General features: G+C 69.6%; 18 protein-coding genes. 6 read left to right on the top strand and 12 right to left on the bottom strand.

Annotation, left to right across the window (positions count from 1 at the left end):
* Positions 1–3 precede the first annotated feature (3 nt).
* The 6 genes from AACL56_RS04520 to argE all read right to left on the bottom strand — a co-directional run bounded on the left by AACL56_RS04520 (position 4) and on the right by argE (position 8,810).
* The gene (locus AACL56_RS04520; protein WP_339088638.1) at positions 4–1,986 is read right to left on the bottom strand and encodes an acetyl/propionyl/methylcrotonyl-CoA carboxylase subunit alpha; all 1,983 of its coding nucleotides are present in this window, start codon (positions 1,984–1,986) and stop codon (positions 4–6) included.
* On the bottom strand, positions 1,983–3,593 hold the full coding sequence (locus AACL56_RS04525) for an acyl-CoA carboxylase subunit beta (RefSeq protein ID WP_339088639.1): 1,611 nt from the start codon (positions 3,591–3,593) through the stop codon (positions 1,983–1,985). Before AACL56_RS04525 ends, AACL56_RS04520 begins: the two co-directional genes overlap by 4 nt.
* Before the next feature lie 71 nt (positions 3,594–3,664).
* The gene (locus AACL56_RS04530; RefSeq protein ID WP_339088640.1) at positions 3,665–4,444 is read right to left on the bottom strand and encodes an MHYT domain-containing protein; all 780 of its coding nucleotides are present in this window, start codon (positions 4,442–4,444) and stop codon (positions 3,665–3,667) included.
* A gap of 132 nt (positions 4,445–4,576) precedes the next feature.
* A complete protein-coding gene (locus AACL56_RS04535; RefSeq protein ID WP_339088641.1) occupies positions 4,577–6,244 on the bottom strand; it encodes a hypothetical protein in 1,668 nt (555 codons plus the stop codon).
* Positions 6,245–6,397: 153 nt separating this feature from the next.
* The gene (locus tag AACL56_RS04540) at positions 6,398–7,621 is read right to left on the bottom strand and encodes a DUF445 domain-containing protein (protein WP_339088642.1); all 1,224 of its coding nucleotides are present in this window, start codon (positions 7,619–7,621) and stop codon (positions 6,398–6,400) included.
* A 22-nt stretch (positions 7,622–7,643) separates the two neighbouring features.
* Positions 7,644–8,810, bottom strand: a complete 1,167-nt coding sequence (argE, locus tag AACL56_RS04545) for an acetylornithine deacetylase (RefSeq protein ID WP_339088643.1) — start codon at positions 8,808–8,810, stop codon at positions 7,644–7,646.
* A gap of 107 nt (positions 8,811–8,917) precedes the next feature.
* On the opposite strand from argE, the gene AACL56_RS04550 reads away from it, so the two are divergent.
* On the top strand, positions 8,918–10,117 hold the full coding sequence (locus AACL56_RS04550; RefSeq protein WP_339088644.1) for a M20 aminoacylase family protein: 1,200 nt from the start codon (positions 8,918–8,920) through the stop codon (positions 10,115–10,117).
* The gene (locus tag AACL56_RS04555; protein ID WP_339088645.1) at positions 10,114–11,208 is read left to right on the top strand and encodes a M14 family metallopeptidase; all 1,095 of its coding nucleotides are present in this window, start codon (positions 10,114–10,116) and stop codon (positions 11,206–11,208) included. The genes AACL56_RS04550 and AACL56_RS04555 overlap by 4 nt, the downstream gene beginning before the upstream one ends.
* A 113-nt stretch (positions 11,209–11,321) precedes the next feature.
* Here AACL56_RS04555 and AACL56_RS04560 read toward each other — a convergent pair whose 3' ends face one another.
* Positions 11,322–12,452 carry an ABC transporter substrate-binding protein gene (locus AACL56_RS04560; RefSeq protein ID WP_339088646.1) on the bottom strand — a complete coding sequence of 377 codons (1,131 nt, stop codon included), beginning with the start codon at positions 12,450–12,452 and terminating at the stop codon, positions 11,322–11,324.
* 51 nt (positions 12,453–12,503) lie between these two features.
* Between AACL56_RS04560 and AACL56_RS04565 the strand changes: the two genes are divergently transcribed.
* From AACL56_RS04565 to AACL56_RS04580, 4 genes are read left to right on the top strand one after another with little or no spacing between them, the layout of a single operon-like run.
* On the top strand, positions 12,504–14,579 hold the full coding sequence (locus AACL56_RS04565; protein ID WP_339088647.1) for a molybdopterin-containing oxidoreductase family protein: 2,076 nt from the start codon (positions 12,504–12,506) through the stop codon (positions 14,577–14,579).
* Positions 14,576–15,793 (top strand): aminopeptidase, encoded by a 1,218-nt coding sequence (locus AACL56_RS04570; protein ID WP_339088648.1) that lies wholly within the window; start codon positions 14,576–14,578, stop codon positions 15,791–15,793. Before AACL56_RS04565 ends, AACL56_RS04570 begins: the two co-directional genes overlap by 4 nt.
* Positions 15,786–16,100: a polyhydroxyalkanoic acid system family protein gene (locus tag AACL56_RS04575; RefSeq protein WP_339088649.1), complete on the top strand. Its 315-nt coding sequence runs from the start codon at positions 15,786–15,788 to the stop codon at positions 16,098–16,100. The genes AACL56_RS04570 and AACL56_RS04575 overlap by 8 nt, the downstream gene beginning before the upstream one ends.
* A gap of 5 nt (positions 16,101–16,105) precedes the next feature.
* Entirely contained in the window at positions 16,106–17,350 is a 1,245-nt protein-coding gene (locus AACL56_RS04580) for a CaiB/BaiF CoA transferase family protein (RefSeq protein WP_339088650.1), read from the top strand.
* A 192-nt stretch (positions 17,351–17,542) separates the two neighbouring features.
* On the opposite strand, the gene AACL56_RS04585 is transcribed toward AACL56_RS04580, so the two are convergent.
* The 5 genes from AACL56_RS04585 to AACL56_RS04605 form a co-directional block, all read right to left on the bottom strand.
* Entirely contained in the window at positions 17,543–17,797 is a 255-nt protein-coding gene (locus AACL56_RS04585) for an acyl-CoA-binding protein (protein WP_339088651.1), read from the bottom strand.
* A 74-nt stretch (positions 17,798–17,871) separates the two neighbouring features.
* On the bottom strand, positions 17,872–18,708 hold the full coding sequence (locus AACL56_RS04590) for a hypothetical protein (protein ID WP_339088652.1): 837 nt from the start codon (positions 18,706–18,708) through the stop codon (positions 17,872–17,874).
* Positions 18,709–18,713: 5 nt separating this feature from the next.
* On the bottom strand, positions 18,714–19,421 hold the full coding sequence (locus tag AACL56_RS04595) for a TetR/AcrR family transcriptional regulator (protein WP_339088653.1): 708 nt from the start codon (positions 19,419–19,421) through the stop codon (positions 18,714–18,716).
* Between the two features lie 148 nt (positions 19,422–19,569).
* Complete coding sequence (locus tag AACL56_RS04600) at positions 19,570–20,070, bottom strand: phasin family protein (protein ID WP_339088654.1); 501 nt, start codon at positions 20,068–20,070, stop codon at positions 19,570–19,572.
* Positions 20,071–20,170: 100 nt separating this feature from the next.
* The gene (locus AACL56_RS04605; protein ID WP_339088655.1) at positions 20,171–20,620 is read right to left on the bottom strand and encodes an acyl-CoA thioesterase; all 450 of its coding nucleotides are present in this window, start codon (positions 20,618–20,620) and stop codon (positions 20,171–20,173) included.
* Positions 20,621–20,653 lie beyond the last annotated feature (33 nt).

Here is a 20,653-nt window from a genome sequence, read left to right on the forward strand (position 1 = left end):
GCATCAGGCGCCGGCCATTTCGGGCGCTTCTGCGACTTCGGCGACTTCTGCGACCACGTGCCGCGCCGCCACCTGCGCACCGACCGCGACACGCAGCGCGACCCGGCCCGCGCGCGGCGCGCAGTGCACGTGCTCCATCTTCATCGCCTCGAGCGTGACCAGCGGCTGGCCGGCGACGACGGCATCGCCCTCGGCCACCAGCAGCGCGATGACGCGGCCGTTCATCGAGGCCCGCAGCAGGCCGTCGCCACCGGCATCGCCGGCCCGCGCCACGGCCACGTGCGTGAGGTCGTCGAGTCGGAACGCGCGGCCGCGGAAGTTGAAGAAGACGCGGTCTCTGCCGCGCTCGCGCACGACGAGCGCCTGTTCGGACAGACCGCCGCACAGGAAGCGCACGGTGCCGTCGCCCTCCCACGCGAGCAGCGCGAGTCTTTCGGCGTCGTGGCCTTCCAGTGCCACGTCGAACGCTCCGTGGCCGCGCGGCGTCACGCGCGTCGCGTGCACGGTGCCGTCGAGCGAGAAGCGCAGGGCGTTGGGCAGCGCGTGTGCCAGCGGCGACGGCCAGCCGCGTTCGCCGAGTTGCAGCAGCAGCGCGGCCAGCATCGCGGCGCGCGCTTCGGCGGCGGCGTCGGGCGCGAGCAGCGCATCGAGATGATCCGCAACGAAGGCGGTGGTCGCCGCGCCGTCGGCGAACACTTCGTGCGACAGCGCACGCTGCAGCAGTTGCTGGTTGGTCGCGATGCCGAGCGCCACGGTGCCGTGCAGGCCGGCGACGAGCCGGTGCCGCGCTTCGTCGCGCGTGCGGCCGTGGGCGATGAGCTTGGCGACCATCGAGTCGTAGAACGGCGGCACGGCCGCGCCGTCGCGCAGCGCGTGTTCGGTGCGCAGCGCCGGCGACGGCCGCCACGCCGCGAAGGTGCCGCTCTGCGGCATGAAGCCCTGCGACGGATCTTCGGCGCACAGGCGCACTTCGATGGCGTGGCCGGCGATGCGTACGTCCTGCTGCGCGAGCGGCAGCGGCTCGCCAGCGGCCACGCGCAGCTGCAGTTCGACCAGGTCAAGCCCGGTCACCGCCTCGGTCACGGGGTGCTCGACCTGCAGCCGCGTGTTCATTTCCATGAACCAGTACTGGCCTTCGGCGTCGAGCAGGAATTCGAGCGTGCCCGCGCCTTCGTAGGCGATGGCCTTGGCAGCGGCGACAGCGGCGGCGCCCATGCGTTCGCGCAACGCCGCCGACGCGGCGGGCGAAGGCGCCTCCTCGATCAGCTTCTGGTGCCGGCGCTGCACCGAGCAGTCGCGCTCGCCGAGGTGGATCGCGTTGCCGTGGCGGTCGGCGAACACCTGGATCTCGATGTGGCGCGGCGCCACGATGGCGCGCTCGAGGATCACGGTGGCGTTGCCGAAGGCGTTGAGCGCTTCGGACTGCGCACTGTGCAGCAGCTCGGCGAACTGCGCGGCCGATGCTGCGAGCCGCATGCCGCGCCCGCCGCCGCCGGCCGTGGCCTTGATCATCACCGGCCAGCCGATGCGCTCGGCCTCGGCGGCGAGCGTGTCGGTGCGCTGGTCCTCGCCCTGGTAGCCCGGGATGCACGGCACGCCTGCGGCCTGCATCAGCCGTTTGGCGCCGGCCTTGTCGCCCATCGCGCGGATGGCTTCGGGCGATGGGCCTATGAAGACCAGGCCCGCGTCCCGGCAGGCCTGCGCGAAGTCGGCGTTCTCCGCGAGGAAGCCGTAGCCGGGGTGCACCGCACCGGCGCCGCTGGTGCGCGCCGCCCTGACGATCGCGTCGATGTCCAGGTAGCTCTGCGCGGGCAGCGGATCGCCGATGTGCACCGACTGGTCGGCCTGGCGCACGTGCTCGGCACATGCGTCGGCGCTCGAGTACACGGCGACCGTGCGGTAGCCCATGGCGCGCGCGGTGCGCATCACGCGCACCGCGATCTCGCCGCGGTTGGCGACCAGGATCTTGTCGAAGCTGGCGCTCATGGCCGTGCCACCGAGAACTGCATGGGCTGCGGCACGCGCGCATCGGCATCGCGGCACACCGACAGCACCTCGGCCAGCACCGCGCGGGTGTCGCGCGGATCGATCACGCCGTCGTCCAGCAGCAGCGCGCTGGTGGTGAACACGCTCATCTGGCGCTCGAAGCGCTCGACGATCTGCTGCTGCATGGCGTCGATCTTCGCGTGGTCGACGGCGCCCTTTCTCGCCATGCCGGCCTCCATCACGATGGCCATGGTCTTCGCGGCCTGCTCGCCGCCCATGACGGCGGTGCGCGCGTTGGGCCAGCTGAAACAGAAGCGCGGCGCGAAGCCCCGCCCGCACATGCCGTAGTTGCCCGCGCCGTAGGAGGCGCCGCAGTGCAGCGTGATCTGCGGCACGCTCGCGTTGGTCACGGCCTGGATCATCTTGGCGCCGTGCTTGATGATGCCGGCCTCCTCGTGCGCGCGGCCCACCATGTAGCCGGTGATGTTCTGCAGGTAGACGATGGGCGTGCGCGACTGGCAGCAGGCCTGGATGAAGTGCGTGGCCTTGGTCGCGCCGTCGGAGTCGATCGGGCCGTTGTTGGTGACGAGGCCCACCGCATGCCCTTCGAGCCGGATGTGGCCGCAGACGGTGGCGCTGCCGTAGTGCTCGCTGAACTCGAGGAACTCCGAGCCGTCCGCGATGCGCGCGACGACCTCGCGCATGTCGACGGGCCGCCGGCCGTCGCTCGGCATGATGCCGAGCAGCTCCTCGGCGTCGTAGCGCGGCGCAGCGAACCGGCGCGGGGCTTCGTCGCGTGCCCAGTCGATCCCGCCCAGGATGGAGCGCGCGATGCGGATCGCGTCGCGGTCGTCCTCCGCCAGGTAGTCGCCCAGCCCCGAGACGTGCGTGTGCATCACCGCGCCGCCCAGTTCTTCCTCGGTGGCGACCTCGCCGGTGGCGGCCTTCAGCAGCGGCGGCCCCGCGAGGAAGGCGCGCGTGCGGTCGCGCACCATCACGATGTAGTCGGACAGGCCCGTCTGGTAGGCGCCGCCAGCGGTCGAGGAGCCGTGCGTCACCGTCACCACCGGCAGCCCCGCGGCCGACAGCCGCGCGAGGTTGCGGAAGATGTTGCCGCCGCGCACGAAGTCCTGCACGCGGTACTGCATCAGGTTGGCGCCGGCGCTTTCCACCAGCTGCACGTAGGGCAGCCTGTTCTCCAGCGCGATCTCCTGCACGCGCAGCTGCTTGTCCAGCCCCATCGGTTGCAGCGCGCCGGCGTCGATGCCGGAGTCCGATGCGTTCACCATGCAGCGCACGCCCGCCACCTGGCCGATGCCGGAGAGCAGCCCGCCGCCGGGCACGCTCCTCGACAGGTCGGGGTCGTCATGGCCCAGCCCGGCCAGCGACGCCAGCGGCAGGAAGGGGGCGCCGGTGTCCAGCAGCAGGGCGAGGCGCTCGCGCGGCAGCAGCTGCCCGCGCCGGGCGAAGCGCTCGGCCGAGGCGTTCGAGGCCGCGGCGGCGCGGGCCTCGTGCGCACGCACCTGGCCGAGCAGGTCGAGCATGCCGGCGCGGTTGGCCCGGAAGGTGTCGCTGGCCGTCTGCAGCCGGGATTCGATGAAGGGCATGGCGTCTGTGCAGGTCGTTCTTTCGCTCTGCACGGACTGTAGGAGGCGGGCCTCGCGCCCGCTTGTGCCAATTAGCTGGTGTGCGGGCGCCGCACGCCGGCGGCGGGCGTGGTGTCGAGGCTGTTGCCGGTGACCACCCAGTAGATGAAGATCAGTACCGCGCCGGCCGTGCCGAACACCGTGAGCCCCATCGAGCTGCCGCCGATGGCCAGCGCGTCGACCGGTGCGGCGGCGGTGCACACCATGCTGGCCGCGGCCATGCCCACGTAGTGCATGGTGCACACCGCCACGCCCATCACGGCGGCGGCCGCCACCTTGTGCGTGAACTTGCGCAGGTTGAAGGCCAGCCACAGGGCCGCGGCGGCTGCGCTGACCGCGATGAGCACCGACAGCACGACCTGCACCACGTCGAAGTCCATCGAGGCGCGCATGTTCATCGCGAACATGCCCATGTAGTGCATCACGCAGACACCGGCACCGGCCAGCAGGCTGCCGCCCAGCCAGCCCGAGCGGCTGAATTTGCGGCGTCCGCCCGCCATGTACAGGGCGACGCCCGAGATCAGGATGGCCGCCACCAGCGACACCACGGTGAGCGGCATGTTGTACGAGATGGCGATCGGCAGCCGGTACGCCAGCATGCCGATGAAGTGCATCGACCAGATGCCGATGCCGCCGAGCGCGACCGCGGCGCAGGCCACGATGGCGAGGTTGGGCTTGCCGTCCGCGCCGATCATGCGGCCGGCGCATATCAGTGCCACCAGCGAACCCGCGAAGGAGATGAGGAAGGAGAGCGCCACCATGCCCGGGGAGTACTCGGGCGACAGCAACTGGCCTACGACGAGCGGAGTCATGCGTTTTCCTTTCTGGAAAGAACGCCTCGCAAACCCCCGGCTGCCGGATGCCGCCGGGACGCCGCGCGGCGTCCCGGCCAGTTTGTAATGTCTGTTTTAAAAAGTAAACAGAAAATTACACTTCTTGTTACGCTACCTGACGGGGCGAATCCGATAGATCGCATTGTTCCGGTCGGCGCTCATGTAGACGGTGCCGTCGCGTCCCACGGCCACGCCCGTGACCACGTACGGCGGCGGCAGTCCCGGCCCGGCGGCGAGGCCGATCGGCAGGTTCTCGGCCACCGTGCGGCGGCTGCCGGTGGCGGGGTCGATCTCTACCAGCCGGTGCGCCGCGCTCTCGGCCACGACGAAGCTGCCCCACGGCGTCTGCGCCAGGCCTTCCGGCAGCGCCAGCCCGTCGGCCACGGTGCGCAGCGGCGCGCTGGCGTCGAGCGGCAGGCGCAGCAGCTTGCCCGCGGCCTCGGTGACGTAGAGCGCGCCGTCCTGGCCGAGCACCATCTGCACCGGGCCGTTCAATCCGCTGGCAAGCACTGACTTCTGCGCAAACTTCGGCCCGCTCGCGCGCGTGATGCTGCCGGTCGCGATCTCTGCGTAGACCACGCTGCCGTCGGGCATGGGGATGGCGTCGAACGGCGCGTTCAGGCCGTGAAGCGTGTCCACCGTCTTCAGCGTCTGCCGGTCGACCAGCTGCACCGAGCCGGTGAACCACGAGGTGAGCGCGAACAGTTTCGGCGACAACCCCACTGCGAAGGGGTAGTCCAGCTCGGGCTCGCGCTGCATGCGGAACACGTCGCGCACCTCGCCCGTGCGCACGTCGACCCGGCGGAAGCCGAACACGTCGGCCACCCAGAGGTCGTTGCCGTCGATCTTCATGCCGGCCGGCACCGCCACCTTGCCGCTGGTGAGCGTGCGCAGCGCGCCGGTGGCGGGGTCGAAAGCCATGACCTCGTTGTTGGCCATGTTCGAGATGTAAATCGTGCCGTCGGGCGTGTCCCTGGCGATGGCCAGGTTGTCGAGCGATGGCCGCAGCTGCTTCGCGACGGTCTTGCGTCCGCTGGCAAGCTCCACCTTCACCAGCTCGCCGCTGCGCGCGTCGACCACCCACAGGTTGCCCTTGCCGTCGAGGTTGGCCGCGGCCGGGATACTGAAGCCGTCCGCGATCACGGTCATGGTGCCGTTCGCCGGGTCGATCTTCACGACCTGGCCCTTGAACCACAGCGGGCCGTAGAGCATGCCGTCGGGCCCGACCTCGAAGCCGTTGAAACCGCCCATGTCCTTCTTGATGAGCCGCGGCGGCTTCTGGCCCGTGCGGTCGATCTCCCACAGCGCGTCGCCCAGGAACACCTGCGAGGCGTAGAGCTTGCCGTTGCGGCGGTCGAAGTCGAGCGAATTGAGGCCGGGCAGGTCCTTGGCCAGCACCTGCAGCGGGGCACCGTCGTTCTCGCGATAGCGCAGCATGCCCATGAGGTAGTTGGTCCATGCGAGTTCGCCCTTCGGGCCCACGGCGATGTCGTCGGCCTGGCCCTCCGGCGCATCGATCAGCACCTTGGCCGCCCCGGTGCTGCGGTCGACTTCCCACAGCGTGTTGCCCACCACCGAGCCCGCGAGCAGGCGGCCCTTGGCGTCGATGGCCAGGCCGTGCACGCCGGCGAAGGAAGAGGGTGCGACCAGCGCCTCGGGCGCGGCCCAGGAGGCGGGCCGGGTGGACGGCGGCGGGAGGCTGCTGCAGGCGGCGAGCAAGGCGAGGGTGGCGGTCAGCGCGGCGGCACGGAGGCTTTCGCGGAGGCGTCGACGGGGCATGGTGCGTGTCTCCTCTTGTGGTTGCGCGAGGCAGTCTAGGAGGCGCACGAAGCGGCGAAGTCGCTCCGGAGACATGATGCGGACTTTCGTCCGCTGTGGATTACCCGGGCCCGCCCGGCTGCCCGGCCGCCCCGCTGCCCCGCTGCCCGATGCTCAGCCGCGCAGCAGCTGCGTGACCGTGTGGATCAGCAGCCCTACCAGCCCGCCCACCAGCGTGCCGTTGATGCGGATGAACTGCAGGTCGCGCCCGATGTGGCGCTCGAGCTCGACCGTCATCTCCTGCGCGTTCCAATCGCCCACGCGCTCCTCGATGTAGCGGCGGATGTCCTCGCGGTAGCGCTCGATGGCCAGCGGCGCGGCGGCCTCGATCTGCTCGTTGATCCAGCGGCGGATGGCCTCGTCGCCCTGCAGCCGGCTGCCCAGCGCACCGGCCATCGAGGCGATGCGGCGACGGATGGCCGAGTCGCTGCGGCCCAGGTCGTCGTGCAGCCAGGCCAGCAGCTCGCCCCACAGGCCGTGCAGGTAGTCGCCCAGCGCGGGGTGCGCGATGAGCTCGGCGCGGATCTGTTCGCCGCGCTGCTGGAACTCGGGGTCGAGCTTCAGGCGCACCACGAAGTCGTCGACGAAGTGGTCGAAGCGCTTGCGCATCGGGTGGTCGGGCTCGGCCGCCAGCTCGCCGATGGTGCGCGCCACGGCCGCGACGATCTTGCGCGTGGCCATCTTGGCGGCCACCTGGTCGAGGCCCACGTAGCGCAGCGTCCTGATCTCGCGCGCGATCGCCTCGGTGATGTGCGCCTGCACCTCGTCGCCCTCGAGCAGGCCGGCCACCTGCTGCAGCACGTCGTCGAGCAGCGCCTGGTGGCGGCCGCCGGCGGTGAGTGCGTCGAGCGCCTGGCCGGTGAGGCGCGAGAGGTCGATCTTCTCGAGGCCGGCCGCGACGGCTCGGCCCATGAAGTCGCGCACCCGCTCGTCGTCGAAGGCCGACAGGCCGTAGCGCGCGGCGGCCACGCCCCATTCGCCGAGCTTCTCGCCGCTGGCCGGGCGCGCCAGCCAGTCGGCGATGCGGCCTGCCGCATCGAACTGCCGCAGCTTGTCCAGCACCTGCGCGGTGCTCAGGAAGTTGTCGCAGATGAAGCCGGCGAGCTTGGCGCCGATGCGGTCCTTGTTGCTCGGGATGATGGCCGTGTGCGGGATCGGCAGGCCCAGCGGGTGGCGGAACAGCGCCACCACCGCGAACCAGTCGGCGATGGCGCCGACCATGGCGGCCTCGGCAAAGGCGGCCACGTAGCCCCAGGCCGGATGCTGCGCATGCAGCGCGCTGGCCAGCGCATAGAGCAGCGCCGCGCCGCAGAGCAGTCCGAGCGCGACGCGCTTCATGCGCTGCGGTGCGGTGGCCCGGTCAGCCAATGGCCGGTGTCGAGGCCAGGCGCTCCATGAACAGCTCGCAGCGCGCGAGCTGCTCGAGGCTCACGAACTCGTCGGGCTGGTGCGCCTGCTCGATGCTGCCGGGGCCGCACACCACCGTGGGGATGCCGGCGTTCTTGAACAGGCCCGCCTCGGTGCCGAAGGCCACCAGCGTGGTGCGGTCCTCGCTGGCCAGGCGCTGCGCCAGCAGGGTGATCGGGTCGTCGGCCGAGCCCAGGAAGCTCGGGATCTCGCAGATGGTCTCGAACTGGAAGCCGGCATCGGGCGCCACCTTTTTCATGGCCGGCTCCAGGCCGCCCGCATAGGCGACCACGTCGGCCTGCATGCGCCGTGCGTCGGCGGTCGGCAGGTCGCGGAACTCGTAGCGGAACTCCGCGTCGCGCGGCACCACGTTGTCCGCGATGCCGCCGTGGAACTGGCCCACGCTCGCGGTGCTGAAGGGCACGTCGAAGCCCTCGTAGCGCGGCTCGCTGCGCTCGAAATCTTCCGCCATGTCGCGCACCTTGCCGATGACCCGGGCCGCCATCTCGATGGCGTTGACCGACTTGGGCGTGAGCGAGGAATGCGCTTCCTTGCCGCGCACGCAGCACTTGTAGCGGTAGACGCCCTTGTGCGCGATGGCCGGCACCATGCTGGTGGGCTCGCCCACGATGCAGGCCAGCGGCTTGATGTTGGCTTCGCGCATGTCGGCGATGAGTTCCTTCACGCCGAAGCAGCCGATCTCTTCCTCGTAGCTGAACGCGAAATGCACCGCGAAGGGCGAGTCGCTCTCGAGGAAGCGCTTTGCATTCGACAGCGCGATGGCGATGAAGCTCTTCATGTCGGCCGAGCCTCGGCCGTAGAGCTTCTCGTTCTGCACCACGGCGGAAAGGGGGTCGACGCTCCAGTCCTGGCCGTCCCACGGCACCGTGTCGGTGTGGCCCGACACGATCACGCCGGCCGGCTTGCCTTCGCCGAGCGTGGCGAACAGGTTGGCCTTGGTGCGCTCGGCGTTGTAGGTGATGCGGCTCTTCACGCCCAGGGCCGCGAGGTGGCTCTGCGCGAAGTCGATCAGTTCGAGGTTGCTGTTGGCGCTGATGGTGTTCATGCGCACCAGGGTCTGGGCCAGCAGGAGGCTTTGGGGTGAAAGCGTGTGGAGCATGCGGCGCATTCTCCCGGAAGTCGGCGCTGCGCGTGCGGCGGCCGCGGCCTGAGGGTTTGCCCGGCACGGTCTTTGCGGGTGAATGCTCAAAGCCTAGACTGTGCCTCATGAAACTCATCGATTCGCTCGTCACGCAGGCGGCCGGCATCGCCGCCGTCCGACGTGACCTCCACGCCCATCCCGAACTCTGCTTCGAAGAAGTCCGCACCGCCGACGTGGTGGCCGGCAAGCTCACGGAGTGGGGCATCCCGATTCACCGCGGCCTGGGCACCACCGGCGTGGTGGGCATCGTCAAGAACGGCAGCAGCAGCCGCGCCGTGGGCCTGCGCGCCGACATGGACGCGCTGCCCGTCACCGAGCTCAACACCTTCGCCCACGCCAGCCAGCACCACGGCAAGATGCACGCCTGCGGGCACGACGGCCACACCGCGATGCTGCTTGCGGCGGCGCAGCACCTCGCGAAGAACCGCAATTTCGACGGCACCGTCTACCTGATCTTCCAGCCGGCGGAAGAGGGCGGCGGCGGTGCGCGCGAGATGATCAAGGAAGGGCTGTTCGAGCAGTTCCCCATGGATGCGGTGTTCGGCATGCACAACTGGCCCGGCATGAAGGCCGGCCAGTTCGCGGTGAGCCCCGGCCCGGTGATGGCCTCGGGCAACAAGTTCTTCGTCAACGTGATCGGCAAGGGCGGGCATGCCGCGCTGCCGCAGACCGGCATCGACCCGGTGCCGATCGCCTGCGAGATCGTGCAGGCTTTCCAGACCATCCTCACGCGCAAGATGAAGCCGACCGATTCGGCCGTCATCTCGGTCACCACCATCCACGCCGGCGAGACCAACAACGTGATCCCGGACAACTGCGAGCTGTCGGGCACGGTGCGCACCTTCTCGATCGAGGTGCTCGACATGATCGAGGCGAAGATGAAGCAGATCGCCGAGCACATCTGCGCGGCGCACGACGCCACCTGCGACTTCCGCTTCGAGCGCTACTACCCGCCCACCATCAACACCGAGGCCGAAGCCGACTTCGCGCGCCGCGTCATGGGCGAGATCGTCGGGCCCGACAACGTCCTGCGCCAGGAAGCCGCCATGACCTCGGAAGACTTCGCCTTCATGCTGCAGGCCAAGCCCGGCGCCTACGCCTTCATCGGCAACGGCGACGGCGCGCACCGCGACGTGCACCACGGCGAAGGTCCGTGCACGCTGCACAACGCCAGCTACGACTTCAACGACGAGCTGATTCCGCTGGGCGCGACCTGCTGGGTGCAGATCGCCGAGCAGTTCCTCAAGCCCGGCGGCGGCGCATGATCGGCGTCGCCGAGGCGTTCTCGCCGCGCTATGCCCAGGCGCGGCAGAAGTTCCTGCAGGCCTGCGTGAACGCGGGCCTCACGGTGGAGCCGCACGCGCATCCGCTGAAGGGCCGCGAGGGCGAGGAGCTGTCGATGGACGTGGCGCTCGACGGCGATGCCGACGCCGAGCGCATGCTGGTCGTCACCAGCGCCTGCCACGGCGTGGAAGGCCACTGCGGCAGCGGCGTGCAGGTGTTCGCGCTGCACGACGCCGAGTGGCGCGAGAAAGCCAAGGCGCAGGGCGTGTCGGTGCTCTACGTGCATGCGCTCAATCCGCACGGCTTTTCGCACGGCCGGCGCGTGACGCACGAGAACGTCGACCTGAACCGCAACTTCATCGATTTCTCGAAGCCGGTGCCGGTGAACGAGGCCTACGCCGGGTTGCACGCGCTGCTGCTGCCGGACACCTGGCCGCCCACGCCGGAGAATCAGGCGGCCGTGGCGAAGTGGATCGACAAGCACGGCACCACCGCCTACCAGGCGGCCGTGACCAGCGGGCAATACCAGTTCGACGACGGCCTGTTCTTCGGCGGCAATGCGCCGACCTGGAGCAACAAGACGATCCGCGGCGTGCTGCGCCGCCACGCGGGCTGCGCGAAACGCATCGCCTGGATCGACCTGCACACGGGGCTCGGCCCCAACGGCCTCGGCGAGCGCATCTACGCGGGCAGGGACGACAAGGCGGCCTACGCACGCGCCAACGCATGGTGGGGCTCGCCGGCCGCGCCGGTGACCTCGATCTACGACGGTTCTTCCACCTCGGCGCTGCTGCGCGGGCTGATGTGGGACTCGGTGTACGAGGAGTGCCCGCAGGCGGAGTACACCGGCATCGCGCTCGAGTACGGCACGCTGCCCATCCTCGAGGTGACCGGCGCATTGCGCGCCGACCACTGGCTGCACAAGCATCCGGAAGCGCCGGCCGACCTGGCCGACGGCATCCGGGCGCGGATGGTGGAGGCGTTCTACACCGACACCGACGCCTGGCGAGGGCAGATCGTCAGCCAGGCCCGCCAGGCCATGTTCCAGGCGGTCGATGGCCTGACGGCCTGACCCACCCCCAGGCTTCACGCACTTCGCGTCGCTGCGCCAACCCTTTCGAGGGGCCATACCTGCGGCCCGGCAACGCCGGTTCCGCGGTATTGCGCCATGTCACGAAAAGAGGTTCAGGTCCGGACCTTGCCGTCGCCCGTGAGCATCGACAGCTCGACGAACTTCGATGCCACGTGGTTCTTGGCCGAGAACGACACCTCGAAGCCGCCGAAGGCCTGGCGGTCGATGCTTTCCAGCCCGGCGACGAGGCCTTCGCGCGTCGGCTTGCCCGGCGCCTTGCGCAGGCCTTCCGTCAGCACCTTGGCCGCCAGGTAGCCCTCGAGGCCCGAGAAATTGGCGGTGGCGCCGTTGCCGGCCTTGCGCACCGCCTCGGTGAATTCACGTGCCAGCGCGTTGGCCTGGTTGAAGGGCGAGGGCATCACCTGCGTCACCATCACGCCCGCGGCGTCCTTGCCGAGCTCGTCCGACAGGGCCTGCGTGCCCACGAAGGACAGGTTGAAGAAGGTGCCGCCGAAGCCGGCCTTGCGCGCCTCGCGGATGAAGGCCGCGCAGGCCTTGTAGGCACCCACTTGCACCACCGCGTCGGGCCGCGCGGCCATGACGTTCTTCACCGCCTGCGCCACGTCGGCCGAGTTGCGCTCCACCGTGCCGAGCGCCACCGGCTTGAGCTGCTGTTCGCCGAGCGCCAGCGTCACGCCGTCGAGGCCGGCCTTGCCGTAGGCGTCGTTCTGGTAGAAGACCGCGATCTTCTTCAGTCCCAGGTGGGTGAGCTGCTTGACCATCAGCGCCGTCTCGTCGTTGTAGGAGGCGCGCAGGTGGAACACGTTCTTCTGGAAGGGCTCGCGCAGGGACATCGCGCCCGTGAGCGGGGCGATGAACGGCACCTTGTCCTTCACCGCCAGCGGCAGCGCCGCCAGGCTGGTCGGCGTGCCGACGTAGCCGAACAGCGCGAACACGTCCTCGTCGATCAGCTTCTGCGTGTTGGCCGCGCAGCGGTCGGGCTCGTAGCCGTCGTCGAGGTTCTTGATCACCACGTTGCGGCGGCCCGGCTGGGCGTTGTACTGGTCCAGGAACAGCCTGGCGCCCTGGTGGAACTGCAGCCCCAGCTGCGCGGAAGGGCCGGTGAACGGCGCCGACTGGCCGAGCACCAGCGGCGTGTCGCCCTGCGCGCGGGCGATGCCGAAGCCGCCCAGCGCCGCGGCCGCGCCTGCGGCCAAAGAAAAATGTCGTCGATTCATCGTCATGTTCAAAACCCCCTCCCGCGCTCTGGCACGCGCACAAATTAGACTTGCCCGATGCCCCACGCACCGGATTCCCTGCTCGAAGAAGCACCCCCCGAAGCGGCCTCCCGGCCGGTCGTAGAGACCGTGCTCGGCGCCTGCCCCCACGACTGCCCGGACACCTGCGCGCTCGTCACCACTGTCAAGGACGGGGTGGCGGTGAAGCTGCAGGGCAATGCCGCGCATTCGCACACCGGCGGCGTGCTTTGCACCAAGGTGTCCCGCTACATCGAGCGCAACGACCACGCCGAAAGGCTGTTGCAGCCGCTCAAACGCGTCGGTCCCAAGGGTTCCGGCCAGTTCGAGCCGGTGAGCTGGGACGACGCGCTGGACGACATCGCCGCGCATCTTGAAGTATTACAGGGAAAACCCGAAGTCATTGTCCCCTACAGCTATGCGGGCACCATGGGTCTGGTCCAGGGCGAGTCGATGGACCGCCGCTTCTTTCACAAGCTGGGTGCCTCGCTGCTCGATCGCACGATCTGCTCCATGGCCGGCGGCGAGGCCATGGTCTACACGCTGGGCGGCAAGGTCGGCATGCGCATCGAGTTCTTCGCCGAGGCGAAGCTGATCCTGATCTGGGGCAGCAACTCGATCGCCAGCAACCTGCATTTCTGGCGCCATGTGCAGGTGGCCAAGCGTGCGGGCGCACGGGTGGTGTGCATCGACCCGCGCAAGACCGAGACCGCCGACAAGTGCGACGAGCATGTCGCGCTGCTGCCGGGCACCGACGCGGCGCTGGCGCTGGCCATGATGCACGAGCTCATCGTGCACGACTGGCTCGACCACGACTACATCGCCGCCCACACGCTGGGCTTCGAGCAGCTGCGCGAGCGCGCGTTGCAGTGGCCGCCGTCGCGGGCGGCCGAGGTCTGCGGCATTCCCGAAGAACAGATCGTGGCCCTGGCCAAGGCCTACGGCACCACGAAGCCCGCTGCCATCCGCCTGAACTACGGCATGCAGCGCGTGCGCGGCGGCGGCAACGCGGCGCGCGCGGTGGCCTGCCTGCCGGCGCTGGTGGGCGCGTGGCGCGAGCGCGCAGGCGGCGTGCTGCTGAGCAGTTCGGGCCACTACCCGGTCGACCGCGCGGCGCTGCAGCGGCCCGATCTGCTGGCCGGGCGCCGTCCGCGCACCATCAACATGAGCACCATCGGCGACGCGCTGCTGGACACCGCCAACCCGGTGAAGGCCATCGTGGTCTACAACAGCAATCCGGTGGCCGTGGCGCCCGAGTCGGCCAAGGTGGTGGCGGGCTTCGCGCGCGAAGACCTGTTCACCGTGGTGCTGGAGCAGTTCCGCACCGACACCGCCGACTACGCCGACTACCTGCTGCCCGCCACCACGCAGCTGGAGCACTGGGACATCCACTGCAGCTATGGCCATACCGACGTGCTGCTCAACCGCCCGGCCGTGGCGCCGCGCGGCGAGGCCCGCAGCAATGCCTGGGTGTTCCGCGAACTGGCGCGCCGCATGGGCTTCACCGAGCCCTGCTTCTCCGACTCCGATGAAACGCTGTGCCGCACCGCCTTCGCCGGGGACGCCATCGACTTCGCCGAACTGCTCGCGCAGGGCTTCACCAGCGTGAAGCTGGCCGAGGCCCCCTACGCCGAGGGTGGGTTCCCCACGCCGTCGGGCCGCTGCGAATTCTTCAGCGCCCGGCTGGAAGCCATGGGCCAGAACGGCGTGCCCGACCACGTTCCCAACTGGGAGCCGGCCGGCAGTTCGGCCGAGTTTCCGTTGGCCATGATCTCGCCGCCGGCGCGCAACTTCCTGAACTCGACCTTCGTCAACGTGACCAGCCTGCGCGCCATCGAGGTCGAACCGCTGCTGGAGATCAACGAGGCCGATGCCGCCGCGCGCGGCATCGAGGACGGCGCGCTGGTGCGCGTGTTCAATCAGCGCGGCGAGCACCGCTGCCGCGCCGAGGTCTCGCGCCGCGCGCGCCAGGGCGTGGTTCACGGCATGGGCATCTGGTGGCGCAAGCTCGGCGTGGACGGCACCAACGTCAACGAACTCACGAGCCAACGCCTCACCGACATCGGGCGCGGCCCGACCTTCTACGACTGCCTCGTCGAGGTCGAAGCCGCATGAGGCTTACCCCCAGGCTTCGCGCACTTCGTGCCGCAACGCCTGCCCCCTCGCACGGGGCGACACCCGCAGCCCGGCAGAGCCGGTTTCGCGGTGTTGCACGAAGAGTCCTGCCCTGCCTTGCGCTGCTCGCCCTGACCGGCTGTGCCGACCTGGGCTACTACTGGCAGTCGGCCAGCGGCCACATCGGCATCATGCGGGCGGCCAAGCCCGTGCCCGAGTGGCTGGCCGACCCGGCGGTGTCGGCGGCGCTGAAGGCCAAGCTCGAGCTCACGCAGCGCATCCGCAGCTTCGCCACGGCGCAGCTCGGCCTGCCCGACAACCCGAGCTACAAGTCGTACGCCGACCTGCACCGCGCCGCCGCGGTATGGAACGTGGTGGCCGCGCCGCCGTACTCGCTCACGCTCAAGAGCTGGTGCTTTCCGGTGGCGGGCTGCGTGGGCTACCGCGGCTATTACGACGAGGCCGCCGCCAGGGCCGAGGCCGAGACGCAGAAGACGAACGGCATGGAAGTGGCCGTGTACCCCGTGCCCGCGTACTCCACGCTCGGCTGGATGAACTGGGCCGGCGGCGATCCGCTGCTGTCCACCTTCATCGGCTACCCCGAAGGCGAACTCGCGCGCCTCGTGTTCCACGAGCTGGCGCACCAGGTGCTCTACGTGTCCGGCGACACGGTGTTCAACGAGTCGTACGCCACCGCCGTTGAGCGCATCGGCGGCGCGATGTGGCTGCAGCGCGAGGCCGGCGAACCTGCGCGGCGCGAGTACGCGCAGTTCGACGGCCAGCGGCAGGACTTCCGCGCGCTCGCGCTCGACACCCGCCGTGCGCTCACGAAGGTCTACGAATCGCCCGAAGCCAAGGCCGGGGACTGGACGAAGGTCGAGGCCATGAAGCAGGCCGCCATGGCCGACTTCCGCGAGCGCTACCTGAAACTCAAGGCCGGCTGGAGCGGCCCGCGCCAGAACGCCTACGACGCCTGGGTGTCGCGCGCCAACAATGCCGCCTTCGGCGCGCAGGGCGCCTACGACGACCTCGTGCCCGGCTTCGAGGCGCTGTTCGAGCGCCAGGGCCGCGACTGGCCGCGCTTTTACACTGAGGTCAAGCGCATCGCCGCGCTGCCGACCGATGCGCAACGCCGCAGCGCGCTCGAAGCGGCCAGCGGTGTCCTGCAAACCCAATCCAGCCCAAAGCACAAAACCGGAGATCACGGTGCCTGACATCCACATCGAACGCAACCACACGCTGGGCATCGCTGGCGCGCGCGCCGTCGCGCACAAATGGATCGAGCAGGCCGAGCAGGAGTTCGGCCTCGAATGCGTCTACACCCAGGGCGACGGCCGCGACGTGGCCACCTTCACCCGCGCGGGCATCGACGGCACCGTCGAGGTCACCGGCAGCACCTTCCGGCTGGACGCCACGCTGGGCTTCCTGTTCAGCAGCTTCAGCGAAATGATCGAGCAGAAGATCACGCGCAACCTCGACGCGATGCTCGAGTCGCGGCGCGGCGGCACCCGCACCGCCTGACAGGCGTGACGACAGGCGACATCTCCACGGCCACCGGCCCGCTGGCCGGTCTCAAGGTCGTCGAACTCGGGCAGCTCATCGCCGGGCCTTTCGCGGCGCGCACGCTGGGCGACTTCGGCGCCGAGGTCATCAAGATCGAGCCGCCCGGCGCGGGCGATCCGCTGCGCACCTGGCGGCTGCTGAAGGACGGCACCTCGGTGTGGTGGCAAGTGCAGTCGCGCAACAAGCGCTCTCTGGCGCTCGACCTGCGCGAGCCCGAGGCGCAGGCCATCGTGCGGAAGCTCGCAGCCGAGGCCGACGTGCTGATCGAGAACTTCCGCCCCGGCGCCATGGAAGGCTGGGGCCTGGGCTCCGAGGCGTTGCTGGCCGCCAACCCCGCGCTGGTGATGCTGCGCATCAGCGGCTACGGCCAGACCGGCCCCTACCGCGACCGGCCCGGTTTCGGCGTGGTGGCCGAGGCGATGGGCGGCCTGCGCCACCTCACGGGCGAGCCGGGCCGCGTGCCGGTGCGCGTGGGCGTGTCGATCGGCGACACCCTGGCCTCGCTGCACGGCGTGATCGGCGTGCTGCTGGCCATGCAGCACCGGCATGCGACGGTGAGCGCGGAGCATCCCAAGGGGCGCGGGCAGGTGATCGACGTGGCGCTCTACGAAGCCGTCTTCAACTGCATGGAAAGCCTGCTGCCCGAGTACGGCGCCTTCGGCGCGGTGCGCGAAGCCGCCGGCAGCGCATTGCCGGGCATCGCGCCGACCAACGCCTACCGTTGCGCCGACGGCGGCTACGCCATCGTCGCGGGCAACGGCGACAGCATCTTCCGCCGGCTCATGGCATGCATCGGCCGGCCCGACCTGGCCGCCGACCCCGCGCTGGCGGGCAACACCGGCCGCGTGGCGCAGGTCGAGATGCTCGACGCCGCCATCGGCGACTGGGCCGCGCAGCGCACGGTCGACGACGTGCTGGCCGCCCTCGACGCAGCGCACGTGCCCGCCGGGCGCATCTACACCATCGCCGACATCGCCGCCGACCCGCACTACGCCGCGCGCGGCATGCTGCAGCAGGTGCGAATGCCCGACGGCAGCGCGCTCGCGGTGCCCGGCTTCGTGCCCAAGCTGTCGCTCACGCCGGCCAGCCACCGGAGCAACGCGCCCGCCCTGGGCGCGGACACCGACGCGGTACTGAAGGAAATCGGTTTGAGCGAGGAACAGATCGCCGCGCTGCATGCACGCGGGATCGTGGGCTCTCCTTCGTGAACACCGCGGAACCGGCTTCGCCGGACCGTAGGTGTGTCTCCAATAAGGGGAAGGCGAAGCAACACGAAGTGCGCGCAGCCCCGGGGCCGAGCCGTGAACACCGAGGAACCGGCTCCGCCGGGCCTCGGGTGTTGCCCCCGGTAGGGGGAAGGAGAAGCGGACACGAAGTGCCGCGCATCCTGGGGGCGAGCCTTATTTCAGCGACTCGATCAGGTCGATGTACTTCTGCTTGGCCTCGTCGGCGCTGGCGCCCTTCTGGGCGGTCCACGCATCCCATTTGGCGCGCGCGACGATGTCGCTGAAGCTGGGCTTCTTGGCGGTGTTGTCGCCTTCGGTGGCCTGCTTGAACAGGCCGTAGATCTTCAGCAGCGTGGGGTTGTCTGGGCGCTCGGCGAGCAGCTTGGAGTTGGCCTGGGCGGCTTCGAATTGGGCGTTGAGGTCGGACATGGCGTCAGGTTGGAAAGCGGAAAACCCGCATCTTAGATGGCGCGGTACCCATTGGTACCGGCTCGGTCTTTCGCTCAGTCCTTCAGGCCGGCCCGCGCCAGCTCCACGTCGAGCCGTTCGCGCGCGTCCGCGGGCTTGAGCGCCGCCGCGCGTTCGTAGAGCCGCGTGGCGTCGCCCAGGAGCGATTCGCCATGCAGCATCAGCAGCGCGCGGGCGAACTCCATCATTCCCGCGGCGGAGTGGGGGTGCAACTCGAGCCCGCGCTCGAACAGGTCGATCGAGGTTTCCGACCGCACGCCGTAGGTCATGCGGCCGACCAGCGCGCCGACCTTGTCGATGACCTCGGCGTGGAACGAGGCCAGCGCCAGATGCGCATCGGCATGCCGCGGCTGCAGTTCGATCACGCGTTCCAGCGCGCCCTTGAGCTTGCTGCCGAGGCCCTGCGCCAGCGCGCGCGCCACGCTGATGCCCTGGCTGTAGCGGCCCAGCGCATACGACTGCCAATAGAGCGCCTGGCAGTTCTCGGGTTCGGCCGCGACCTGCGTGCCGGCGCGCTCGATCACCTGGCGGAACATTGCGAGCCGCACCGCCTCGCGCGGCTCCAGGTAGTTGGCGTAGATGGCGGTCGCCTGGTTGGCCAGTGCCATGCCTTCGGCGCCGTTCAGCAGGCCGATGGCGGCGGCGCGTTCGAACTCGCCGCTGTGGTACAGCGCCCAGCCCTCGGCCAGCGGTGAGGTCTCGGGCGGCACCGGCAACTCGTGCCCGGCATGAAGGCGCGGCCAGTGCGCGGCCACGCTGCGGGCGTCGTAGCGCGGCACGTCGGACCAGGGAAAGGGCGTCCAAGGCTCCGCGTTGACGGCAACGGGATGAGCGGACATCAGCGAGAGCGGTTTGAAGTCGGGGTGGGGCATGTTGTCTAGACCGCCATGTCGACAGGAGATGTCGCGTTGCTGCCGCTGCCGGCGGCATCTTCGCCGTTGTAGGCGTGGCTGAGTGTCAGCAGATGCCGCCGCTGTTCCCTTCCGAGGTAGGGGGCGAGCTGGTGCAGGGTGTGGTGGGCGCCGCGCATCAGCGCGCCCTGCGCATGCGCGGGCTCCAGCGCCTCTCGCGGGTTGCGCACGTATTCGTAGCTCAGCCAGTAGGTCAGCACCACCACCATGCTCTGCGCGAGCGTGTCGACCTCGTGCACGTCGATGTCGAGATGCCCGGCGCGGCTGAGTCCGGCGATCATCTGGCGGATGGCGCGCGCCTTGTTCTTCAGCACCAGCTGGAACTGGGTCTCCAGGTGCCGGTTCTTGCTGAGCAGGTCGTTGAGGTCGCGGTACAGGAAGCGGTAGCGCCAGATCAGTTCGAACAGCGTGTGCATGAAGAACCACGCGTCCTCCACGTCGTGCACGCCTTCGCTGGCGTGCAGCAGCTCGTTGAGCTCGGCCTCGTAGCCTTCGTAGAGCTTGTTGATCAGCTCTTCCTTGGCCGGGTAGTGGTAATAAAGATTGCCCGGGCTGATGTTGAGCTCGCCCGCCACGAGCGTGGTGGAAACGTTCGGTTCCCCGAAGCGGTTGAACAGGTCCAAAGCGGCTTCGAGGATGCGTTGCGCTGTGCGGCGTGGCGCCTTCTTTGCCATGTCGGTGCCCCCGGATGTCTCGTGGTCTCTTGGGGACACTCTAGCGTATGTACGCCGCACCATGGACGGTGCGGGACATGTTTTGCGGCACACATTTTCTTGTGCAGTGCCGCAAATCAGGGCCGCTTGGCGCAGCCCGCTCCGGAGGTCAGCCGGCCTTGCTGCGGCGCAGGGTCTTCTTCGCTGCGGGCGTGGCCGCCTTGCCCGCCGGGCGTGCCGAGCTCTTGCGCGGCGCGGCCGCCGACGGGTGCTGTTGCTGCTGCTTCTTCAGTTGTGCCTCGAGCGCCTCGACGCGCGCCTGCAGCGCGGCCATGTCGGCAGCGGTGGGTGCGCCGAGTTTCTCGAGCGCACGCGCCACGCGGTCTTCGAAGATGTTCTCCAGCTTGCCCCACTGGCCGGCCGCCTTGGTGCCGAACTCGCTGGCGAAGCCCGCCATGCGCTGCTGGGCCTGGGCCAGGGTTTCCTCGGCGGCCTGCTGGGTCTTCTTCTGCATGCCGGCGCCGTCCTTGACCAGCGCCTCGAAGGCCTTGCTGCCTTCCTGCTGCATCTTGGCGAAGGCACCGAGGCCGGCGAGCCAGATCTGCTGGGCGGAGTCCTTGATGCGGTCGGAGGCTTTGTTGCTGTCGTCGTCGGAAGAAGAGGTGGCCATGCGGGAAGTTCCTGGAAAGGGGGTCGAGCGCAGCACTCTAGCCGCCCGCGTCCCTCGTCGTTAGAGCTTTCCGCCTAGGCGCGACGCGCCGGGCCAGCCGTCAGGGGGTGTTGCCGGCCGCGCGGCTGGCGTCCAGGTGCGCCTTGGCGCGCTCGGCCAGCGCCATTTCGCCGGGCGTGCCGGGCACGAAGGCCTCGACCGGCAGCGGCCGGCCGTGCGAGTCGACCGAGACGAACACGATCAGGCATTCGGTGGTCTTTTCCATCGCGCCGCCCTTCATGTCGCCGCTGCGCACCTCGACGGAGATGTTCATGCTGGTGGTGCCGGTGTAGGCCAGGCGGGCTTCGACCTCGACGAGGTCGCCGATCATGATCGGGCGGTGGAAGCGGATGCTGCCGATGAAAGCGGTGACGCAGTAGCGCTTGGCCCAGCTGGTCGCGCAGGCGTAGCCGGCCTCGTCGATCCACTTCATGACCGTGCCGCCGTGGACCTTGCCGCCGAAGTTGACGGTGCTGGGTTCTGCGAGGAATCGCAGGGTGATCGAGGACATGGAAGGCCGCCTTTTCGCTAGGGCTGTGGGATG

Origin of the sequence: Variovorax paradoxus (assembly GCF_902712855.1) — a bacterium.
Classification (GTDB): domain Bacteria; phylum Pseudomonadota; class Gammaproteobacteria; order Burkholderiales; family Burkholderiaceae_C; genus Variovorax; species Variovorax paradoxus_Q.

Coding starts and splice junctions, on each gene's coding strand:
- AACL56_RS04520 (WP_339088638.1), bottom strand. CDS start 1,986: ATGAGCGCCAGCTTCGACAAGATCCTGGTCGCCAACCGCGGCGAGATC.
- AACL56_RS04525 (WP_339088639.1), bottom strand. CDS start 3,593: ATGCCCTTCATCGAATCCCGGCTGCAGACGGCCAGCGACACCTTCCGG.
- AACL56_RS04530 (WP_339088640.1), bottom strand. CDS start 4,444: ATGACTCCGCTCGTCGTAGGCCAGTTGCTGTCGCCCGAGTACTCCCCG.
- AACL56_RS04535 (WP_339088641.1), bottom strand. CDS start 6,244: ATGCCCCGTCGACGCCTCCGCGAAAGCCTCCGTGCCGCCGCGCTGACC.
- AACL56_RS04540 (WP_339088642.1), bottom strand. CDS start 7,621: ATGAAGCGCGTCGCGCTCGGACTGCTCTGCGGCGCGGCGCTGCTCTAT.
- argE (WP_339088643.1), bottom strand. CDS start 8,810: ATGCTCCACACGCTTTCACCCCAAAGCCTCCTGCTGGCCCAGACCCTG.
- AACL56_RS04550 (WP_339088644.1), top strand. CDS start 8,918: ATGAAACTCATCGATTCGCTCGTCACGCAGGCGGCCGGCATCGCCGCC.
- AACL56_RS04555 (WP_339088645.1), top strand. CDS start 10,114: ATGATCGGCGTCGCCGAGGCGTTCTCGCCGCGCTATGCCCAGGCGCGG.
- AACL56_RS04560 (WP_339088646.1), bottom strand. CDS start 12,452: ATGACGATGAATCGACGACATTTTTCTTTGGCCGCAGGCGCGGCCGCG.
- AACL56_RS04565 (WP_339088647.1), top strand. CDS start 12,504: ATGCCCCACGCACCGGATTCCCTGCTCGAAGAAGCACCCCCCGAAGCG.
- AACL56_RS04570 (WP_339088648.1), top strand. CDS start 14,576: ATGAGGCTTACCCCCAGGCTTCGCGCACTTCGTGCCGCAACGCCTGCC.
- AACL56_RS04585 (WP_339088651.1), bottom strand. CDS start 17,797: ATGTCCGACCTCAACGCCCAATTCGAAGCCGCCCAGGCCAACTCCAAG.
- AACL56_RS04590 (WP_339088652.1), bottom strand. CDS start 18,708: ATGCCCCACCCCGACTTCAAACCGCTCTCGCTGATGTCCGCTCATCCC.
- AACL56_RS04595 (WP_339088653.1), bottom strand. CDS start 19,421: ATGGCAAAGAAGGCGCCACGCCGCACAGCGCAACGCATCCTCGAAGCC.
- AACL56_RS04600 (WP_339088654.1), bottom strand. CDS start 20,070: ATGGCCACCTCTTCTTCCGACGACGACAGCAACAAAGCCTCCGACCGC.
- AACL56_RS04605 (WP_339088655.1), bottom strand. CDS start 20,620: ATGTCCTCGATCACCCTGCGATTCCTCGCAGAACCCAGCACCGTCAAC.